The 15,636-nt window shown below is 32.5% G+C and carries 13 protein-coding genes and 1 pseudogene; 4 read left to right on the top strand and 10 right to left on the bottom strand.

Annotated features, from left to right (window positions below; translation table 11 throughout):
- Positions 1–3 precede the first annotated feature (3 nt).
- On the top strand, positions 4–2,028 hold the full coding sequence (locus AABD74_RS18520) for a glycoside hydrolase family 97 protein (protein WP_406843872.1): 2,025 nt from the start codon (positions 4–6) through the stop codon (positions 2,026–2,028).
- A gap of 363 nt (positions 2,029–2,391) precedes the next feature.
- On the opposite strand, the gene AABD74_RS18515 is transcribed toward AABD74_RS18520, so the two are convergent.
- From AABD74_RS18515 to AABD74_RS18505, 3 genes are all read right to left on the bottom strand, one after another.
- On the bottom strand, positions 2,392–3,306 hold the full coding sequence (locus tag AABD74_RS18515) for a hypothetical protein (protein WP_406843871.1): 915 nt from the start codon (positions 3,304–3,306) through the stop codon (positions 2,392–2,394).
- Between the two features lie 921 nt (positions 3,307–4,227).
- On the bottom strand, positions 4,228–4,662 hold the full coding sequence (locus tag AABD74_RS18510) for a DUF6526 family protein (RefSeq protein WP_232680402.1): 435 nt from the start codon (positions 4,660–4,662) through the stop codon (positions 4,228–4,230).
- Positions 4,663–4,966: 304 nt separating this feature from the next.
- On the bottom strand, positions 4,967–5,449 hold the full coding sequence (locus AABD74_RS18505; protein ID WP_406843870.1) for a DNA-deoxyinosine glycosylase: 483 nt from the start codon (positions 5,447–5,449) through the stop codon (positions 4,967–4,969).
- Positions 5,450–5,633: 184 nt separating this feature from the next.
- On the opposite strand from AABD74_RS18505, the gene AABD74_RS18500 reads away from it, so the two are divergent.
- From AABD74_RS18500 to AABD74_RS18490, 3 genes are all read left to right on the top strand, one after another.
- Positions 5,634–6,650, top strand: a complete 1,017-nt coding sequence (locus AABD74_RS18500) for an AraC family transcriptional regulator (protein ID WP_232680407.1) — start codon at positions 5,634–5,636, stop codon at positions 6,648–6,650.
- 432 nt (positions 6,651–7,082) lie between these two features.
- Entirely contained in the window at positions 7,083–8,036 is a 954-nt protein-coding gene (locus AABD74_RS18495; protein ID WP_406843869.1) for a GNAT family N-acetyltransferase, read from the top strand.
- Positions 8,037–8,360, top strand: a complete 324-nt coding sequence (locus AABD74_RS18490) for a cupin domain-containing protein (protein ID WP_232680410.1) — start codon at positions 8,037–8,039, stop codon at positions 8,358–8,360. It abuts the gene before it with no gap.
- An 83-nt stretch (positions 8,361–8,443) separates the two neighbouring features.
- Here AABD74_RS18490 and AABD74_RS18485 read toward each other — a convergent pair whose 3' ends face one another.
- From AABD74_RS18485 to AABD74_RS18455, 7 genes and pseudogenes are all read right to left on the bottom strand, one after another.
- Complete coding sequence (locus AABD74_RS18485) at positions 8,444–9,643, bottom strand: FAD-binding oxidoreductase (protein WP_232680412.1); 1,200 nt, start codon at positions 9,641–9,643, stop codon at positions 8,444–8,446.
- A gap of 90 nt (positions 9,644–9,733) precedes the next feature.
- Positions 9,734–10,474 (bottom strand): MlaD family protein, encoded by a 741-nt coding sequence (locus AABD74_RS18480; RefSeq protein WP_406843868.1) that lies wholly within the window; start codon positions 10,472–10,474, stop codon positions 9,734–9,736.
- A gap of 23 nt (positions 10,475–10,497) precedes the next feature.
- Positions 10,498–11,277 carry an ABC transporter ATP-binding protein gene (locus AABD74_RS18475; protein ID WP_406843867.1) on the bottom strand — a complete coding sequence of 260 codons (780 nt, stop codon included), beginning with the start codon at positions 11,275–11,277 and terminating at the stop codon, positions 10,498–10,500.
- A gap of 1 nt (position 11,278) precedes the next feature.
- The gene (locus AABD74_RS18470; protein WP_406843866.1) at positions 11,279–12,037 is read right to left on the bottom strand and encodes an MlaE family ABC transporter permease; all 759 of its coding nucleotides are present in this window, start codon (positions 12,035–12,037) and stop codon (positions 11,279–11,281) included.
- 278 nt (positions 12,038–12,315) lie between these two features.
- A complete protein-coding gene (locus AABD74_RS18465) occupies positions 12,316–14,586 on the bottom strand; it encodes a glycosyltransferase (RefSeq protein WP_406843865.1) in 2,271 nt (756 codons plus the stop codon).
- Positions 14,567–14,725, bottom strand: a pseudogene (locus AABD74_RS18460) (pesticidal protein Cry7Aa); the annotation flags it as partial. The gene AABD74_RS18465 and the pseudogene AABD74_RS18460, both read right to left, overlap by 20 nt.
- A gap of 442 nt (positions 14,726–15,167) precedes the next feature.
- Positions 15,168–15,635 carry a DUF1440 domain-containing protein gene (locus tag AABD74_RS18455; RefSeq protein ID WP_232680421.1) on the bottom strand — a complete coding sequence of 156 codons (468 nt, stop codon included), beginning with the start codon at positions 15,633–15,635 and terminating at the stop codon, positions 15,168–15,170.
- Between the last annotated feature and the right edge of the window lies 1 nt (position 15,636).

Genomic DNA, 15,636 nt, shown 5'->3' with positions numbered 1-15,636 from the left:
ATAATGAAAAACATAAGATATAGATACTGTATAATTGCTTTAGCGTCAATATTAATTTACGCCTGCAGTGCTGGTACTAAAAAAACATACAAAATTAATTCGCCGGGAAAAGTAACCGAATTAGTTTTTGAATTAACTGTTTCAGGTCAGCCTCAATACAGTTTTACTTCAAACGGGAAATCGGTTATAGAACCTTCGTTAATGGGATTTGAATTTCAGGGAATTCAAAAAATGACTGAAGGTTTTGAAGTGGTTTCTACCGAAGAAAAATCTGCCGATGCAACTTGGGAACAGCCTTGGGGAGAATTCAAAAAAGTTCGCGATCACCACAACGAATTGATTGTTCACTTAAAAGAATCAAAAGGAGAAGAGCGTTTAGTTGATATTATTTTCAGAGTTTTTGATGACGGTGTAGGATTTAGATATGAATTTCCAAAACAACCTAATTTAGGAAAAGTGAAAATTTCAAACGAAATCACGCAGTTTACTTTTAAATCAAATAATGATGTTTGGTGGATTCCGGTGCACCGTGAAAACAGTTATTATGAAAGTGAATACCGCAAAACGCCAATCAGCAAAACAGATACTATAAATACTCCGGCAACTTTTGAAACAAAAGAGAATTTATATGTTGCGATTCACGAAGCCAACTTAACTGATTTTGCTTCGATGACACTTTTAAAAACAAGTGATAAACAATATAAAAGTGATTTAGTGCCTTGGGCTGATGGTGTAAAAGTATATGCTGAAACGCCTTTTAAAACACCTTGGAGAACAGTTGTTGTAGGTAAAACTCCGGGAGATGTGGCAACTTCAACCATTATGCTGAATTTGAACGAACCTTCAAAAATTGAAGATCTTTCATGGATTACGCCTTCTAAATACATCGGAATTTGGTGGGGAATGCACTTAGAGAAATTCACTTGGGGACAAGGTCCAAAACATGGTGCTACAACAAAAAATACAAAAGAATATATTGATTTTGCTGCGAAAAACAATTTTGACGGCGTTCTGGTAGAAGGCTGGAACGAGGGCTGGGACGGCGACTGGACTGCCGATGGTAAAGCGTTTAGTTTTGTAAAAGCGTATCCGGATTTTAATCTGGAAGAAATTACAAAATATGCTGCCATAAAAAATGTTCGATTAATAGGACATCATGAAACGGCTGGCGCTTCTAAACATTATGAAGGCCAGCTTGAAGATGCCTTTAAATTGTATCAAAAAATGGGTGTAAACTCAGTTAAAACTGGTTATGTAAACAAATATTTGGATAAAAAAGAATGGCACGACAGCCAGTATGCATCTCGTCATTACAGAAAAGTAATCGAAACTGCTGCCAAATATCACATCATGATCGACAATCACGAACCGATAAAAGGAACCGGAATTCAGCGTACGTATCCAAATTTTATGTCACAGGAAGGCGGAAGAGGTCAGGAATACAATGCGTGGTCTGTAGACGGCGGAAATACACCTCAGCATTTAACAACATTACCATTTACAAGAATGCTTTCAGGTCCGTTTGATTACACACCGGGGAATTTCAATTTTGATTATAAAACACCTTCTGGTGCAAGAGTTCAAACAACTTTGGCAAATCAGCTGGCATTGTATGTTATCATTTTCAGTCCGCTGCAAATGGCTTCAGATTTACCAGAGAATTATGTTGACAAACCAGAATTTCAGTTTATAAAAGATGTTCCGTGTACGTGGTCAGATACTAAAGTTTTAGATTCTAAAATTGGAGAATACACTACAATCGTTCGTAAAGACTGGGACGAAAAAAACTGGTATTTAGGTTCGATTACAAATAAAGACGCCAGAGATCTTAAAGTAACATTATCTTTCTTAGATAAAGGTAAAGAATACGAAGCCGAAATTTATGCAGATGGAGCAGGAGCAAACTATAAAACAAATCCTTATCCGGTTGCAATTTCAAAACAAAAGGTAAATAACGAAACTGTTTTAAATATCAAATTGGCTGCTGGCGGAGGAACAGCTATAAAATTTACTCCAATCGGGAAATAAGAAGTTTAGAGTATTTTGAGTTAAGTTTGAGTGGATGAACCCGATATCTTGAAAAAGGTGTCGGTTTTTTTTTCTTAAACCATATAAGTTGTATAAGTTCATTTAAATGTATTGCGTTTTTTTTTAATGCATAATTTTTTTAACGCAAAGTGCGCAAAGTTTTTTTGATAAATTAGTTTTTTATAAAACTGCAAAGTTCGCAAAGCTTTGTGTCTATAAAGCTTTGCGAACTTTGTGCATTGTAGATGCAATCTATATCAAAAAAACTTAGCGTCCTTTGCGTAAAACCTTTGCGTGCTTTGCGTTAAAAAAAATACCCGCCAAGATTGAAAATAATTCACAATTTATAATTCATAATTAAATTTAGTGTTTGTAAAACTTCACGTGATTTCCAAAGCTGTAAGTTGCAGCTAAAGTAGGCCCATTATAACCCCATTTAAAGAAACCATCGATTTTTGGTCTGGTTACATCAAGTCTGAAATTTAAACCTGTATAACCTGCCGTTAAACTTAAATTTTTATAAACATTATATAAAACCGATAAATTATAACTAATAATTCGACCGTCGATATCGTCAATTTGAAGGGCAAAATAATTTACATTTGCATACAGTCCCACTTTTTTCCCAAGGACAAACTCACCCCAAATCCCAACATCAGGTAAAGGAGCAGTAAAGCCTACTGTGTCATGATATTCTGCCTGAGCCGTAACTCCTTCCAGTCTTAAACCTACATCAGCAAGAAGTACGTGTGCACCAATTAATAAGCCCAGTTCATATTTTGGTTTAGAAACTATAGCATATCCATAAGCAAATCGGACCATTTCGTTATTCATAAATGCCGAAACCTGGGCATCGACCGGATAAGTATGGTCTTTAAATTCGATTTCTTTTTGCAGTGTTTTTTCTGATGATCTTTTTAAATAAAAATATTCAAGATTAAAACGGGATCTTCGTGAGGCACGCCATTCAAAAGCACCAAAAAAGGAAACCGTATTAGTTTCAAAGCCTAAATCTTTTTCAAAATCAATATCGGTTCCAATTCTTCCAGCTGATCCGTTAACTTCAACCTCAGTATTGTTTGATGGAAAGAATACACCGGCAGTAGCTTTAAATCTTCTTCCATGCCACGGAAGATCTTCAGGAATATTACTCTGATCTTTTTTTGAATTATTTTCTGTTGATAATGAGGTGTTTTCCTCTTGATTTGGTGCAGCACTTTGTGCATTGCCATAAAGCCAGGCCATTAAAATTATTAAAGAGTAAAACATTTTTTTCATTTGATTGATTTTTAGGTTGTTGTGTTTTAATTAACAAGTAAAGTTAGCAAAAATAATAATCTATTTTTAATTTTTAAATTATTATTTAAGGATTGTTTGAAAAACGTGGTTCTAGGTATTTTGGCTCTTGATTTGCTCAAAATTTTATTTTTTTGTTATCAATAAACATTTCAGGATTTGTAATCATTTTTCTATGATTTGAATATAACCCCAAAAACATGAACAAAACTTTAAAAAACACCTCGTTATCTTTTTATAATTTTAGAAGTAATTCATTTAGCTTATTTTTATATGGCTATTTTACTTTTGAAGGAATTAAGAAAATTGATATTTGCTCTGATTTTTAAAGGTTTAAGTTTTATGACGATGTTTTTATTTCGCACTTTTTTATAAGTGGTTTACTGTTAATGGTGAGCCAATTGAAAAACAGCAATATGCATCGGGTATAAAACGATATAATTTGTTGTATAAAATTCAAGCAAGATCCGCTGACAAAACAGTTTCAAAAACTGGATACTTTATTCAAAAAATATAATATTGAAACTCTTATCAAGCCAAAGACTTTAACTGCAGATGTTTTTATGTATGCCAAGAATCAGGAAAGGCGTTTAGAAGGAATCGAAAACTACTTTGAAAAAAGCTCTGAACGAAAAATTTCTGACGCTCGACTGCTATTTCTACAACATAATTATCTACACCTGAATATTTTGTCTATATTTTTATTATAGTGGCAATAGTTTGGTCAGGTCTGTTTTTGTTTTGTATTCCTTTTAATTATGTGAAAGGTAAAAAGTTATAAATGTTATAAGGCTTTTAAAATAATTTAATTCATTGACGTTCCTGCAAGGTTTTCAAAACCGAAATGAAAAATAGCTTAATCAAGAGAATCTAAAATCTAAACTCTGAAATCTAAAATCTCCCTTAAACTCTATTATAATCTGCACGCCAGTGTACGACTGCTTTTTTTATAGCATCGCCGCTGAGGTTGTTTTTTAGTGCATCTTCTAATAAAGGCAGGATTTCATCATCTGGAGCAAACCGTAAGGCAAATATCTGATCATCTGTTAATTTGTGTTCAAATTCTTCAAGTTTTTTTCCGGTAAGTGTAAAGTAACGATAGCGGAGTTCAAGGCGTACAATACGGTTTTGTAAAATAAGTGCATAATGCTGACGCAGCATATAAGCCAGAAAAAAAAGAAATAAAAAAACAACACTTATAAAAGACCATATTAAACAATCATTTGTTGTAAAAGCAAAGTAAATGCTAAATGCAAGAAACAGTGTTAAAACCGGATAATACACAAAATGGTGCGGAGTGTAATATCGAATATGATTATAATAGGTTTGGATTTTCATAATTGAAATCTTTATGTTAAAAGTAAAAAAGAAAGCTACCCTAAATAATTTAGAATAGCTTTTTTCTCAAAAATAAACTAACATAACCAATGTTCTCTTTATAATCAAAACTTGTAAAAAGTTTGTCTTAGTAATATCTATAATTTTAAAAAGCCTCTTCTTCGTCAATCCTTCTAAACTCTGGCCTTGATTTCTTGGTTGTAAAATTATAGCAGGTTACGAAATTTCGTGTTATATTTTAAAGTTCAAAAGTTATATTATTCCAACTATTTAGTTTTTTTAGCCAACAATTAATCAATTAATTTTAAAACGTACTGATAATCTTCCATTGGTCTAATTTTGATTGAAAAGATATACCAGCGTTTGCCGGACTTGTTGACGGAAGTATAATAAGATTATAATCCTTCTTTAAATGAACATACTTTTTAAAAAACGCTGCAGCCTTTTGTCCGTTAAATAAAATGGTATTTATTTTTGGGTGCTGTTTTAAAAACGTCTCAAAATCATTTGCGATTTCATTTTTAATGGCGCTGTCTAAACTTCCAACTCTATCGCAATATTGTAAAACATCCCAAAGGGCAATTTTGTTTTTAAGCAAAAGTGCTTTTTTGGTTTCGTAATCGTTTGAGAATTCTTCCTTAAAAATAGTAAATAAGAACTTCCAGAAATTATTTTGATTGTGTCCGTAATATTGATTTAATTCTAAAGATTTTGTTCCGGGCATTGTGCCTAAAACCAGTATGTTAGAATCTTTTGAGCTTATAGGGGAGAAAGAGCAGCTTTTCATTTATTGGATTAAGAAATATTTTATTTGAGTTAAAATTATATTGAGAAGTAATTATAAAACAATTGCAGAAAATTATATAACATTTTTGGTTTGTGATTGAGCGAACTTTGAACCTGCTTTTTAAACGTAATAATGCGGGTTTAAGAATTTCATTTAAAATTACAGAATTTAAATCGAAAACAAAATGAAAATAGTTACTATATATACAGAGAAAATTCAAAACATATTTGAAGAATTGAATAAAAATTTCGACGGAAAAGTAACTTTTGATGTCGATGAATATGCACTTGAAGTAAATAATAATTTTGCAAAAGGAACTATTAGCGGTGCTTCATTTAATGATAATATTTCGTACGTTCAGTTTGATATGACTTTTTTAGTCGATTTAAAACTAAATATTATTAACGGAATTACATCGCCATTATATTTTGCCTATTGTTCTAAAGGAAATCTTTCGCATAGTTTTGGAATTCATGGTGAGGAGCGAAAATTAAAAACATTTCAAACTGCAATTGCTGCTTCAAAATTAAACCAGGATAATGTTTTGTATTTTGAAAAAGATAAAAAGACAAAAATTACTTTAATAATTGTAGGAACCCAGGCAGAACCTTGTCGTGCAGGTTCTTTAAGCCAAATGGTGAGAGAAACATTTTTTCAGGAAAATCTTAACGAAGAATTCTTTTATGCCGGTTCTTATAACTTAAAAATAGGTGAAAAAATAGAACAATTAAATGCCGTAACCCAAACCGGAATTGTTAGGAATTTATTAAAAGAAGGTATTTTGAAAATTGTTCTGGCAATGGAAATCCAACAGCATACAGATGATTTAAATGCTTTTTCTAAAGAAGTAAATTGTTTAACATCAAGAGAAATGAAAGAAATAAAAGAACTTTCAGAAACCATAAAAGCAAATCCAGAAGAGGCTTTTACTATTAAATCATTAAGTAAAAAATCCGGCTTGTCACCAAATAAACTCCAGGAAGGCTTTAAAATGGTTCATAACAGAACGGTAAACGATTATATCACGCATATGCGGGTTCTAAAAGCCGAAATCCTGATTAGAACTTCAGATTTAAATATTTCTGAAATTGTGTATTGTATTGGTTTTACAAGCAGAAGCTATTTCTCTAAAATCTTTAAACAAAAATTCAACTGCAGTCCAAAAGAGTATAAATTCAATTTGAGTCCGTTGGCTGTGTAGTTAAAGGGACAAAGGTTCAGAGTGACAAAGTAACAAAGGTTTTAAAACTTTGTCACTTTGCAGCTTTGTCACTCTGAACCTCTAAAAAAAAATAATGCCGTTAGCTATTAAGCAAGATATATACAAAAACGCTAAGGTTCTGAGTCGCTGAGGTTCTAAATTCAAATTAGAGGCTCCAAACTTAGAATCTTAGTTTTTTTTTAAAGGTGCTGAGGCTCTAAGTTTCTAAGATACTAAGGTTTTTAATTACTAAGTTTTCAAGTATTAAACCAAAAGAAAATAAGTCACCAGCTATTAAAATTCCAATATATAAATACTATTAAGTTTCCCACATACTAAAAAACTTAGCATCTTAGTATCTTAAAAAAAACTTTTTGCAAAAAAAGATTTTTTTTATATATTTGCATAACTAGTTATATAATTAATTATAATATGGAATTTTTTGACAAAGTAGGCAAAGCAGCTTTAGGAAGCCGCTTGCGTTTAATGACTGCTGTTATAACAGATGATGCTTCTAAAATTTATGAATTGTATGGTGCAGATTTTGTACCAAAATGGTTTCCTGTATTTTATACCCTTGCAGAAGAAAGGGAATTGACTATTACGGAAATAGCAAATGAAATTGGACATTCTCAGCCTTCTGTAAGCAAGATTATTCAGGAGATGATTGCTGCCGGAATAGTTCAGGAAAGTTTGAAAACAGATGATAAGCGTAAAAACAATGTTGTTTTAACGGAAAGAGGACTCTTGCTGGCGAAAAATATTAAACAGCAATTAAAAGATATTGACGTTGCTATAGATGGTTTAATTGCTGAATCTAAGCATAATCTTTGGGCTGCACTTGAAGAATGGGAATTTTTATTGGAGCAAAAATCTATGTTTAAAAGAGTAAGCGACCAGAAAAAAATCCGCGAAAGCAAAGACGTAAAAATTGTAGAATACAAACCTGAATATCAGGAAGCCTTTAAAGCATTGAATGTAGAATGGATTTCGACTTATTTTGAAATGGAAGAAGCTGACTATAAAGCGCTCGATAATCCTGAAGAATATATTTTGAATAAAGGCGGAAAAATCCTTGTGGCTTTGTATGAAAATGAACCCGTTGGTGTTTGTGCGCTTATCAAAATGGATAACCCAGACTATGACTTTGAAATGGCAAAAATGGCCGTTTCGCCAAAAGCACAAGGTAAAAATATCGGCTGGTTATTAGGCCAGGCAATTGCTGCAAAAGCAAAAGAATTAGGAGCAAAAAAGATATATCTGGAAAGCAACACAATCTTAAAACCTGCTATAAACTTGTATTATAAACTTGGTTTTGAGAAAGTCTTTGGCTTAGAAACCCCATACAAACGCTGCAACATCCAAATGGAATTAAAAATAAAATAAATGAAAAATATTGTAAAAAAAGAGAATGCTGTTTCAAGACAATTCTTAGGCGTTGATTTTGTGGTTTTATCAATAGGTAAAGATTCAATGGTGACCAAAATGCTGTACAAATCAACTGATTCAGTACCGTTTCATCAGCATCCAAATGAACAAAGCGGTTACGTTATTTCTGGTAGTTATAAACTGAAATTTGATGGAAAAGAGTTTTTATTAAATGAAGGAGATACCTATTCAATTCCAGCAAATATTGAGCATTCTATTGAAATTCTTGAAGCTGGGGAAGTAGTAGATGTTTTTACACCAATAAGAGAGGATTATTTGTAGATAAAGCTGCTAAGGTTCTGAGTAACTAAGATACTAAGAAAAAAACTTAGTAACTTAGAACCTTAGCAGCTCAAAACTTTTTCTCATCTCCCAAATCGATAATACTCCAAATCCTGATTTTTTTTATTTTTTATAGAATCTACAATGGAGTTCATTCCGATGACGCTGAAAGTGATTCCGTTTCCGCCGAAAGCTAAAACATAATGTTCATTCTTTTTAGGATTTGGCTTTCCGAAATAGGGAAGTCCGTCTTTAGTTTCGCCAAAAGTTCCGGCCCAGGAATAATCCAGTTTAAATTTTACATCAGGAAATCGTCTTTTAAACTGCCTCATCAAAGAGGTTTCTTTTTTCGGAATTAGTTTGTCGCGTTTTTTTGCATCTCTAAATTCTTCGTCGCCTCCGCCCATAATAATTCGATTATCTGATGTTGCGCGGTAATAATAATACGGAGAAGAAGTATCCCAAATAACAGCATTTTTTAAGATAGCAGGTAATTCAGGAACAACTTCAGATGCAAGGGCATAAGTACTTTTTAAATCAACAATTTTTTCTTCAATAGTTTCTGTACTTTCATAGCCGCTGCAATATATAACGTGATCTGCGGTTATGGTAAATTTATTTTCGGTATGTGCAATGCATTTTCTTTTTTGAGTCTGGACAGAAGTAATATTGGTTCGGTCAAAAACCTGCATGCCGTTTTGACAGCAGTAATACAATAAATCGTTTGCCAGTTTAAACGGGTCCATAACAGCAGCTGTTTTAGATTCGATTGCTGCAATAGCATTTAAACCCATTTTTTCCAGATCATGTTTATTCAGCCAGGTAACATCAAAACCATTTTGTTTTCGAGCTTCGAATTCATTCTTTAAAAACGGAATATCTTTTTTGTAGGATGTAAAATAAATGCTTTTTTTAAATTCAAACCCACAGTCACTATCTATTGTATCAATTATATTTCGAAGTTCAAAAATGGCTTTTTTTCCATTTTTGTAACTGTCTACAGCACATTTTTCGCCTCGAAGATTGATCAGTTCGTGCAGTGAAACATCAATTTCATATTGAAGCAGTGCTGTACTTGCTGCTGTACTTCCATTGCATACATCACGACGATCAGTCAATACTATTTTTTTTCCCTGCGTAATTAATTTATAAGCTATTAAAGCCCCTGTTATTCCTCCGCCAATAATCAAAATTTCAGTTTTAATATCAGAGTCAATTGAAGGATAACTGGTATTCATGGCATTTTTAAGAGGCCAGAAAGTTTCTGTAGAGCGTAATTTCATTTTTTAGCTGTATTTCGTTCTGCACGATGTTAGGTTCTGTTTTATCTTTGTATTCATGCTGCGAATGCACTTTGGCAGCAGAATCTGTTCTTATGCTTTCGTCTTTTCTGTTTTTTCTTCTTTGGCTTTTTCCTGCAGTTCTTCTTTTTTTTCTTTTTCTTTTTCTTTTTCTTTTTTCTTGAAGTAGCCTCTAAACAAGAAATTACTTTTTGCCGCTTCCATATTTTCGCTGAAACCTTTTGTCCCGGCTTCTAGATTTGAAAGCGTATTCGAAACGCTGTTTGCCATTTTATCATCACGGACTAATCTTGCCAAAGCTCCATTTCCGTTATTCATGCTATGGCTGAAAATGGCCAGCTCATTAGAAATAATACCAATATTATCAACACTTTTCTTTACGCTTTTCATTATATCGTTTATTTCTATTCCGTCGACAGAAGCAATTGCACCATTGTTTTCAATAGATTTTTGAGATTTCATTCCTGGAGAAATCATAAGCACTTTATCTCCCATTAACCCATCAGAACCAATGCTGGCGCGGGCATCTGTTTTTATAAATTCACGTACTTTATCTTTAATAACCATCGATACTACTACCGAAGAATCATTTATTAATCTGATTTCTTCGACTGTACCGATGTTGATACCCGAAAAGCGGACGTTGTTTCCAACTTCTAAACCACTTACTGTTTTAAATCTTGACGAGATATAGAATGTTGAGCCAAACAGATTTTTTTGTTTTCCAATAAAATAAATGGCCATTATAAAAAGCAGCAGCCCAACTGTTACAAACATTCCTAGTTTCCAAGTATATTCAGATTGCTTTTCCATGATTTCTAATATTTCATTTTACTTTAATCAAAAAATGAGCGTACCCATTCGTCTTCATCTTTTTCTAATTCTTCGTAAGTTCCTTCGGCGTGAATTATGCCGTCTTTTAGAACGATAATCCAGTCTGCGGTCATTTTGGCGCAAGCCATATCATGCGTAATAATGATCGATGATGTTTTTTGTTTGTGTTTTATATCCAGAATCAATTCACTGATTTCTCTTGAAGTAATCGTATCTAAACCTGTAGTAGGTTCATCATACAAAATGATTTCGGGGTTTATAATCAGGGTTCTTGCTAAACCAATTCTTTTTCTCATTCCGCCGGATAATTCAGAGGGCATTTTGTCGATTGCGCCGCCCAAACCAACACTTTCGAGCGCTTCAATAACTTCATTTTCTACTACATCTTCGGTTAATTCTCTTTTGTGCGCGCGTAATGTAAAAGCAAGATTTTCTCTAACCGACATTGAATCGTATAAAGCACCGCTTTGAAATAAAAATCCAATTTTGACTCTTATCTTATTTAATTCTTTTTTAGAAAGATTGAGCACATTTTCATCAAAAACTTTTATTTCGCCTTTGTCGGGTTCAATTAAACCAACGATACATTTTATCATTACTGATTTTCCGGAGCCCGAACGTCCTAAAATAACTAAATCTTCGCCTTTATTTACCATAAGATTTACGCCTTTTAAAACCGTATTGTCTTTGCCAAAAGTTTTGTGCAGATCCCTGATCTCGATAATTGGAGTCTGTTTTTTATTTTTTGATTTTGTTTCGGTATTTTTTTCTTCCTCAATCATCTTAAAAAAATAAATCGGTTATTTGTACTGCGACCATATCAATAATAAATATGCTTAAAGAGGCTGTAACTACGGCAGAGTTTGCAGCGCGTCCCACACTTTCGGTTCCGTTTTCGGCATTAAATCCTTTATAACATCCAATCATTCCGATGAAATATCCAAAGAAGAAAGTTTTTATCGCAGCCGGAATTACATCTAAAAAATCTAATGTCTGAATAATCTGCGTTAAGTAGCGATAGAAATTAACATCGCCATGAATATTTATTCCAACATAACCGCCAATTATTCCAATAGCATCTGCATAAAACACTAAAATGGGAACCATTAATGTACAGGCCAAAATTCTGGTTACAACCAAATAATTATATGGATTGATGGCAGAAACTTCCATAGCATCAATTTGTTCTGTTACTTTCATAGAACCTAATTCGGCACCAATTCCTGACGAAATTTTTCCGGCACAGATCAAGGCAGTAATAACCGGAGCAATTTCTCTTATTAATGAAAGCGCCACCATTCCCGGAAGCCAGCTTTCGGCACCAAATTTTACCAATGTCGGGCGAGATTGAAGCGTTAGTACCAACCCCATAATAAAACCTGTAATTGTTACTAAAGGCAATGATTTATAACCGATGACATAACATTGTTTCAAAAATTCTTTTACCTCATAAGGAGGAATAAATACCTCCTTAAAAAACCTCTTGGCAAACAATGCTGCATCTCCAATTTGTGCGAATGTATTTTTTAAGCTGAGAATCAAAATGTTTTATTTTATGTTAGGTATGGTTTATATAATCAATTATTTAACAGTTTTTTGCACTTTTTAAATCATACATGAAAGTTACCTCAATACTTGTTAAAATATTTTACACAACTTTTTTTGAGCCTTATATAATTTACATAGAATTACAATATTTGCATAAATAATGCGTTAAGGAAAAAATTCCTTAAAAACAAAAAATCCCTTTCATTGAGAAAGAGATTTTCTGGGTTTAATAGAATTTTGGTCAGTCTATTGCTAAAAAATCGAAATTTTTTCTATAAGTTGATTGCTACTCCGGTTTTGGATTTTATTAAAGGAATAATCTTTAACTCTGAAAGGGCAAATTTTTCCATTAATAATCTTGCCGTTAAGTAGCATACAGTTGATTCTGCGCCTTGATTTAAATTTATAGTTTCTTTTTCAAGACCGTCATAACCGCCTCCGCTTACAGGATTATACATAATTTGATTTAAATGATTTTTACCTAAAAACCAGTTAAATGCAATTTTCATTTTATGTTTATATTCTGGGGTTTTAAATGCATTATAAAAAGCATTTAAAGTCTGGATTGTATAGGTTACATCAATTGGCTGTTCTCCATATTGCTGCGGTTCAGAACCTTTATGATACCAGCTTTGATTTGAAATGGCTTTGAAATTTCCGTCAATAAATGTTTTTGACATTAAGAAATCTAATGAGTCTAAAGCTGCTTTTTTATAAACTGCTTTATTAGTAATTAAATAAGCGTATAACATTGATTCTGGCAGAATTCCATTTCCATACGTTAAATAATTTTCAAACCACTGCCAGTCTTCAGAAGCTGTATCTTCGTAGTTTGCCAGTAATTTTGCATTTAATTTATTGATGATTGCTGCAACATATAAATTAGGAATTGCATAGTGATACAAATACAGGCCTTTTGTAGCAAAACCTATAGCGCGCGGCGACTGAATATTTTCTATCCATTTTAATGAATTCAGAAAGCATTTTGTTGCTTTTTTAGAAATATTTTCAGGAAGAATATCAGCATTTGCAATTACAGTTCCTAAAGCCCAAATGGCCCTTGCGTTTGAATCTTCAAGATTAACTTCGGCATTTTGTTCAACATGTTCACGGTTTTCCTTGTCGACATAATTGATGAAATTTCCTTTTGGTTTTTGACATCTCTCAATAAAATCCAAATAAATTAAAATATACGGAAGATTGTCTTTATCTCTCGTTAATTTATAATGCATACAAAATGCGATAAGCGCACGTGCATTATCATCTAAAGTATAACCTGAATCAAGATCAGGAACTGAAATTTTGCTAAACTGAATAATTCCAAGTTCTGTTGTTAATCTTTTAATATGTCTTAATTGAATGTCGGGATAACTGTATTTAATATCTGATGGATTTTTAATTAATTTTTTATAAGTATCCATATGTATTAATCCCGCATTTTCCCAAGATGATGCTCTCATTTTGGTAAAGGCATTGATTCCCATTTCACGTCTTAAATTTTCATTGGCAATTAGTTTTAAAGCAGCTTTTGCAAACTGGTCTGCATTTCCAATATCGACTAAAATACCGCTGTCCGGGGTCAAAACTTCTCTGGTATGCGGAATTTTTGATGCTACCATTGGACATGCGCAGCTCATTGCATAAGCAAAAGTGCCGCTTACTGCCTGATTTGGATCTTTTGAAGTGAATAGATAAATATCGGTTGCTTTTAAATATTCTAAAAGTTCCTCAATATCTAAATATCGATTGATGAAACGAACATTGTTATGTAAGTTTAATTCATTTACAAGTGCTTCCAGTTTATTACGATAAGCATCAATACCGTCTTTAATTAAATTTGGATGCGTTTTGCCAATAACCAAATACAATACATCCGGTTCTTTTTTAACGATTTTTGCCAAAGCCTGTAAACCGGTTTCGATATTTTTTCCTTCGCCCAAAAGCCCAAAAGTTGACAATACGATTTTGTTTTGAATATCAAATTTTACTTTTGCCTGCTTTGGAGTTTCATAAATTACTATATGCGTTCCGTGTGGTACAGTTGTAATTATATCTTCATCAATATCATAATCTTTTATCAAAATTTCTTTTGATTGATTTGTCATTACAAAAACAGAATTGCTGTAGCTTAAAAGTAATTTTACAAAAGTCTTTAATTCATTATTCGGGTTCGGAATAACGCTGTGAAAAGTATAAGTTAAGGGCTTTTTAATTGCATTTAAAAAATCGAGTAAGTGATCTCCGTAATTTCCGCCAAATAAACCAAATTCATGTTGAATATGAACCAATTTTACGTTTTTATCTTTATTAATTTCTTCAGCAGCTTTTGCATATTCTGCTTTTTCCCTGGTATTTAAAGTAAAAGCCTGCGTTGGATCTGCTTTGGGCTTATCGACCAATTCACAAATTTCGCAAGTGATAGATTTACCAAAAACATTGGTAATCCCTTTAATTGTATCCTGAGTATAAGTTGCGATTCCACATTGTGTTGGAGGAAATGTAGAAAGAAAAACTATTTTTGATTTATTTGATATCGTCTTCATTGGGATTCTGTTTTAGCTCAGTTAATAAGTCGTTAAGATCTAAAGCAGCCACCGCAGTCTGATCGTCGGCAGCACCGTAATAAGTATATAATTGGTGATCAAAAATGTTTGTTCCGGTTGGAAAAACTATATAATTTAGATAACCATGTCTTTTATTATATCCAGCTGCATAATAATTTTTTTCTTTTTAAGTGAAATCAAATCTTTTGAAGCTGCAGCAGGTCTGTATAAATTTAAACTGTCGTACACATTGGGTAAGTCATATAAAATGTGCTGCCGATTAATTTGTATTAAAATTACCTTGGGAACAGAACGGGAATTAACTCAATCGATCAAAAAATTAACTCTAAAGCATTTATATGGAAATTGTATAACGATCAGGCTGAAATTCTAAAATTGGCAGATAAAATTATGATTTTTAGATTATTGTGGTAAAAAATACAGTATTTTGATTAATGTTTTTTGTAAGTAAAGAGAGGCTTTGAGAGGCAGAAAATAATTATATTTCTAACTTAAATTATGGTATTATGTTACGTTGAAGTACCCTATTGTTGATTTTGTTTTAAGTTTCAGGTTTTAGGTTATAAATGTTTATGATAGAAGTTTTTAGTTACGTAAGCAATTGGTAAACCGATGCAGAAAATCAAAATTAAAATTGAAATTATTAGTGGAAGATCAAATTCTTTTGATGGAAGTTTCGGAAAAACAATTGGAAGCACAATAAGATTCATTACAATCCAGACAAAAATTCCATACACAAATCCCGAAAGAAAAATATTCTTTTTTAAAAGCGGAACATGCGGATATATTTTATAATAAAAATAAGCAAAAACCAACGCTATAAAATAATGTAATAATAAACCATAAAAAACCATTTGTGCGCCGCCTGTATAAGCCTGCTGTTTAAAAACCCCGCTCGCAATAGACTGTAAAATTTTCTCGGCTGTTGTTTTATGCAATATAACGGAGTAAATTAAAATTGCGGCCAGAATATCTAAAGTTCCTGCCAGTAAACCTGAGCATAAAATAGTTGTAGATTTAGATCTCATT

The sequence above is a fragment of the Flavobacterium soyae genome (genome assembly GCF_045348165.1).
In the GTDB taxonomy this organism is placed as follows: Bacteria; Bacteroidota; Bacteroidia; order Flavobacteriales; family Flavobacteriaceae; genus Flavobacterium; species Flavobacterium soyae.
The sequence above is the reverse complement of the archived record's forward strand: the minus strand, read 5'-3'. Positions and strand labels throughout refer to the sequence as shown.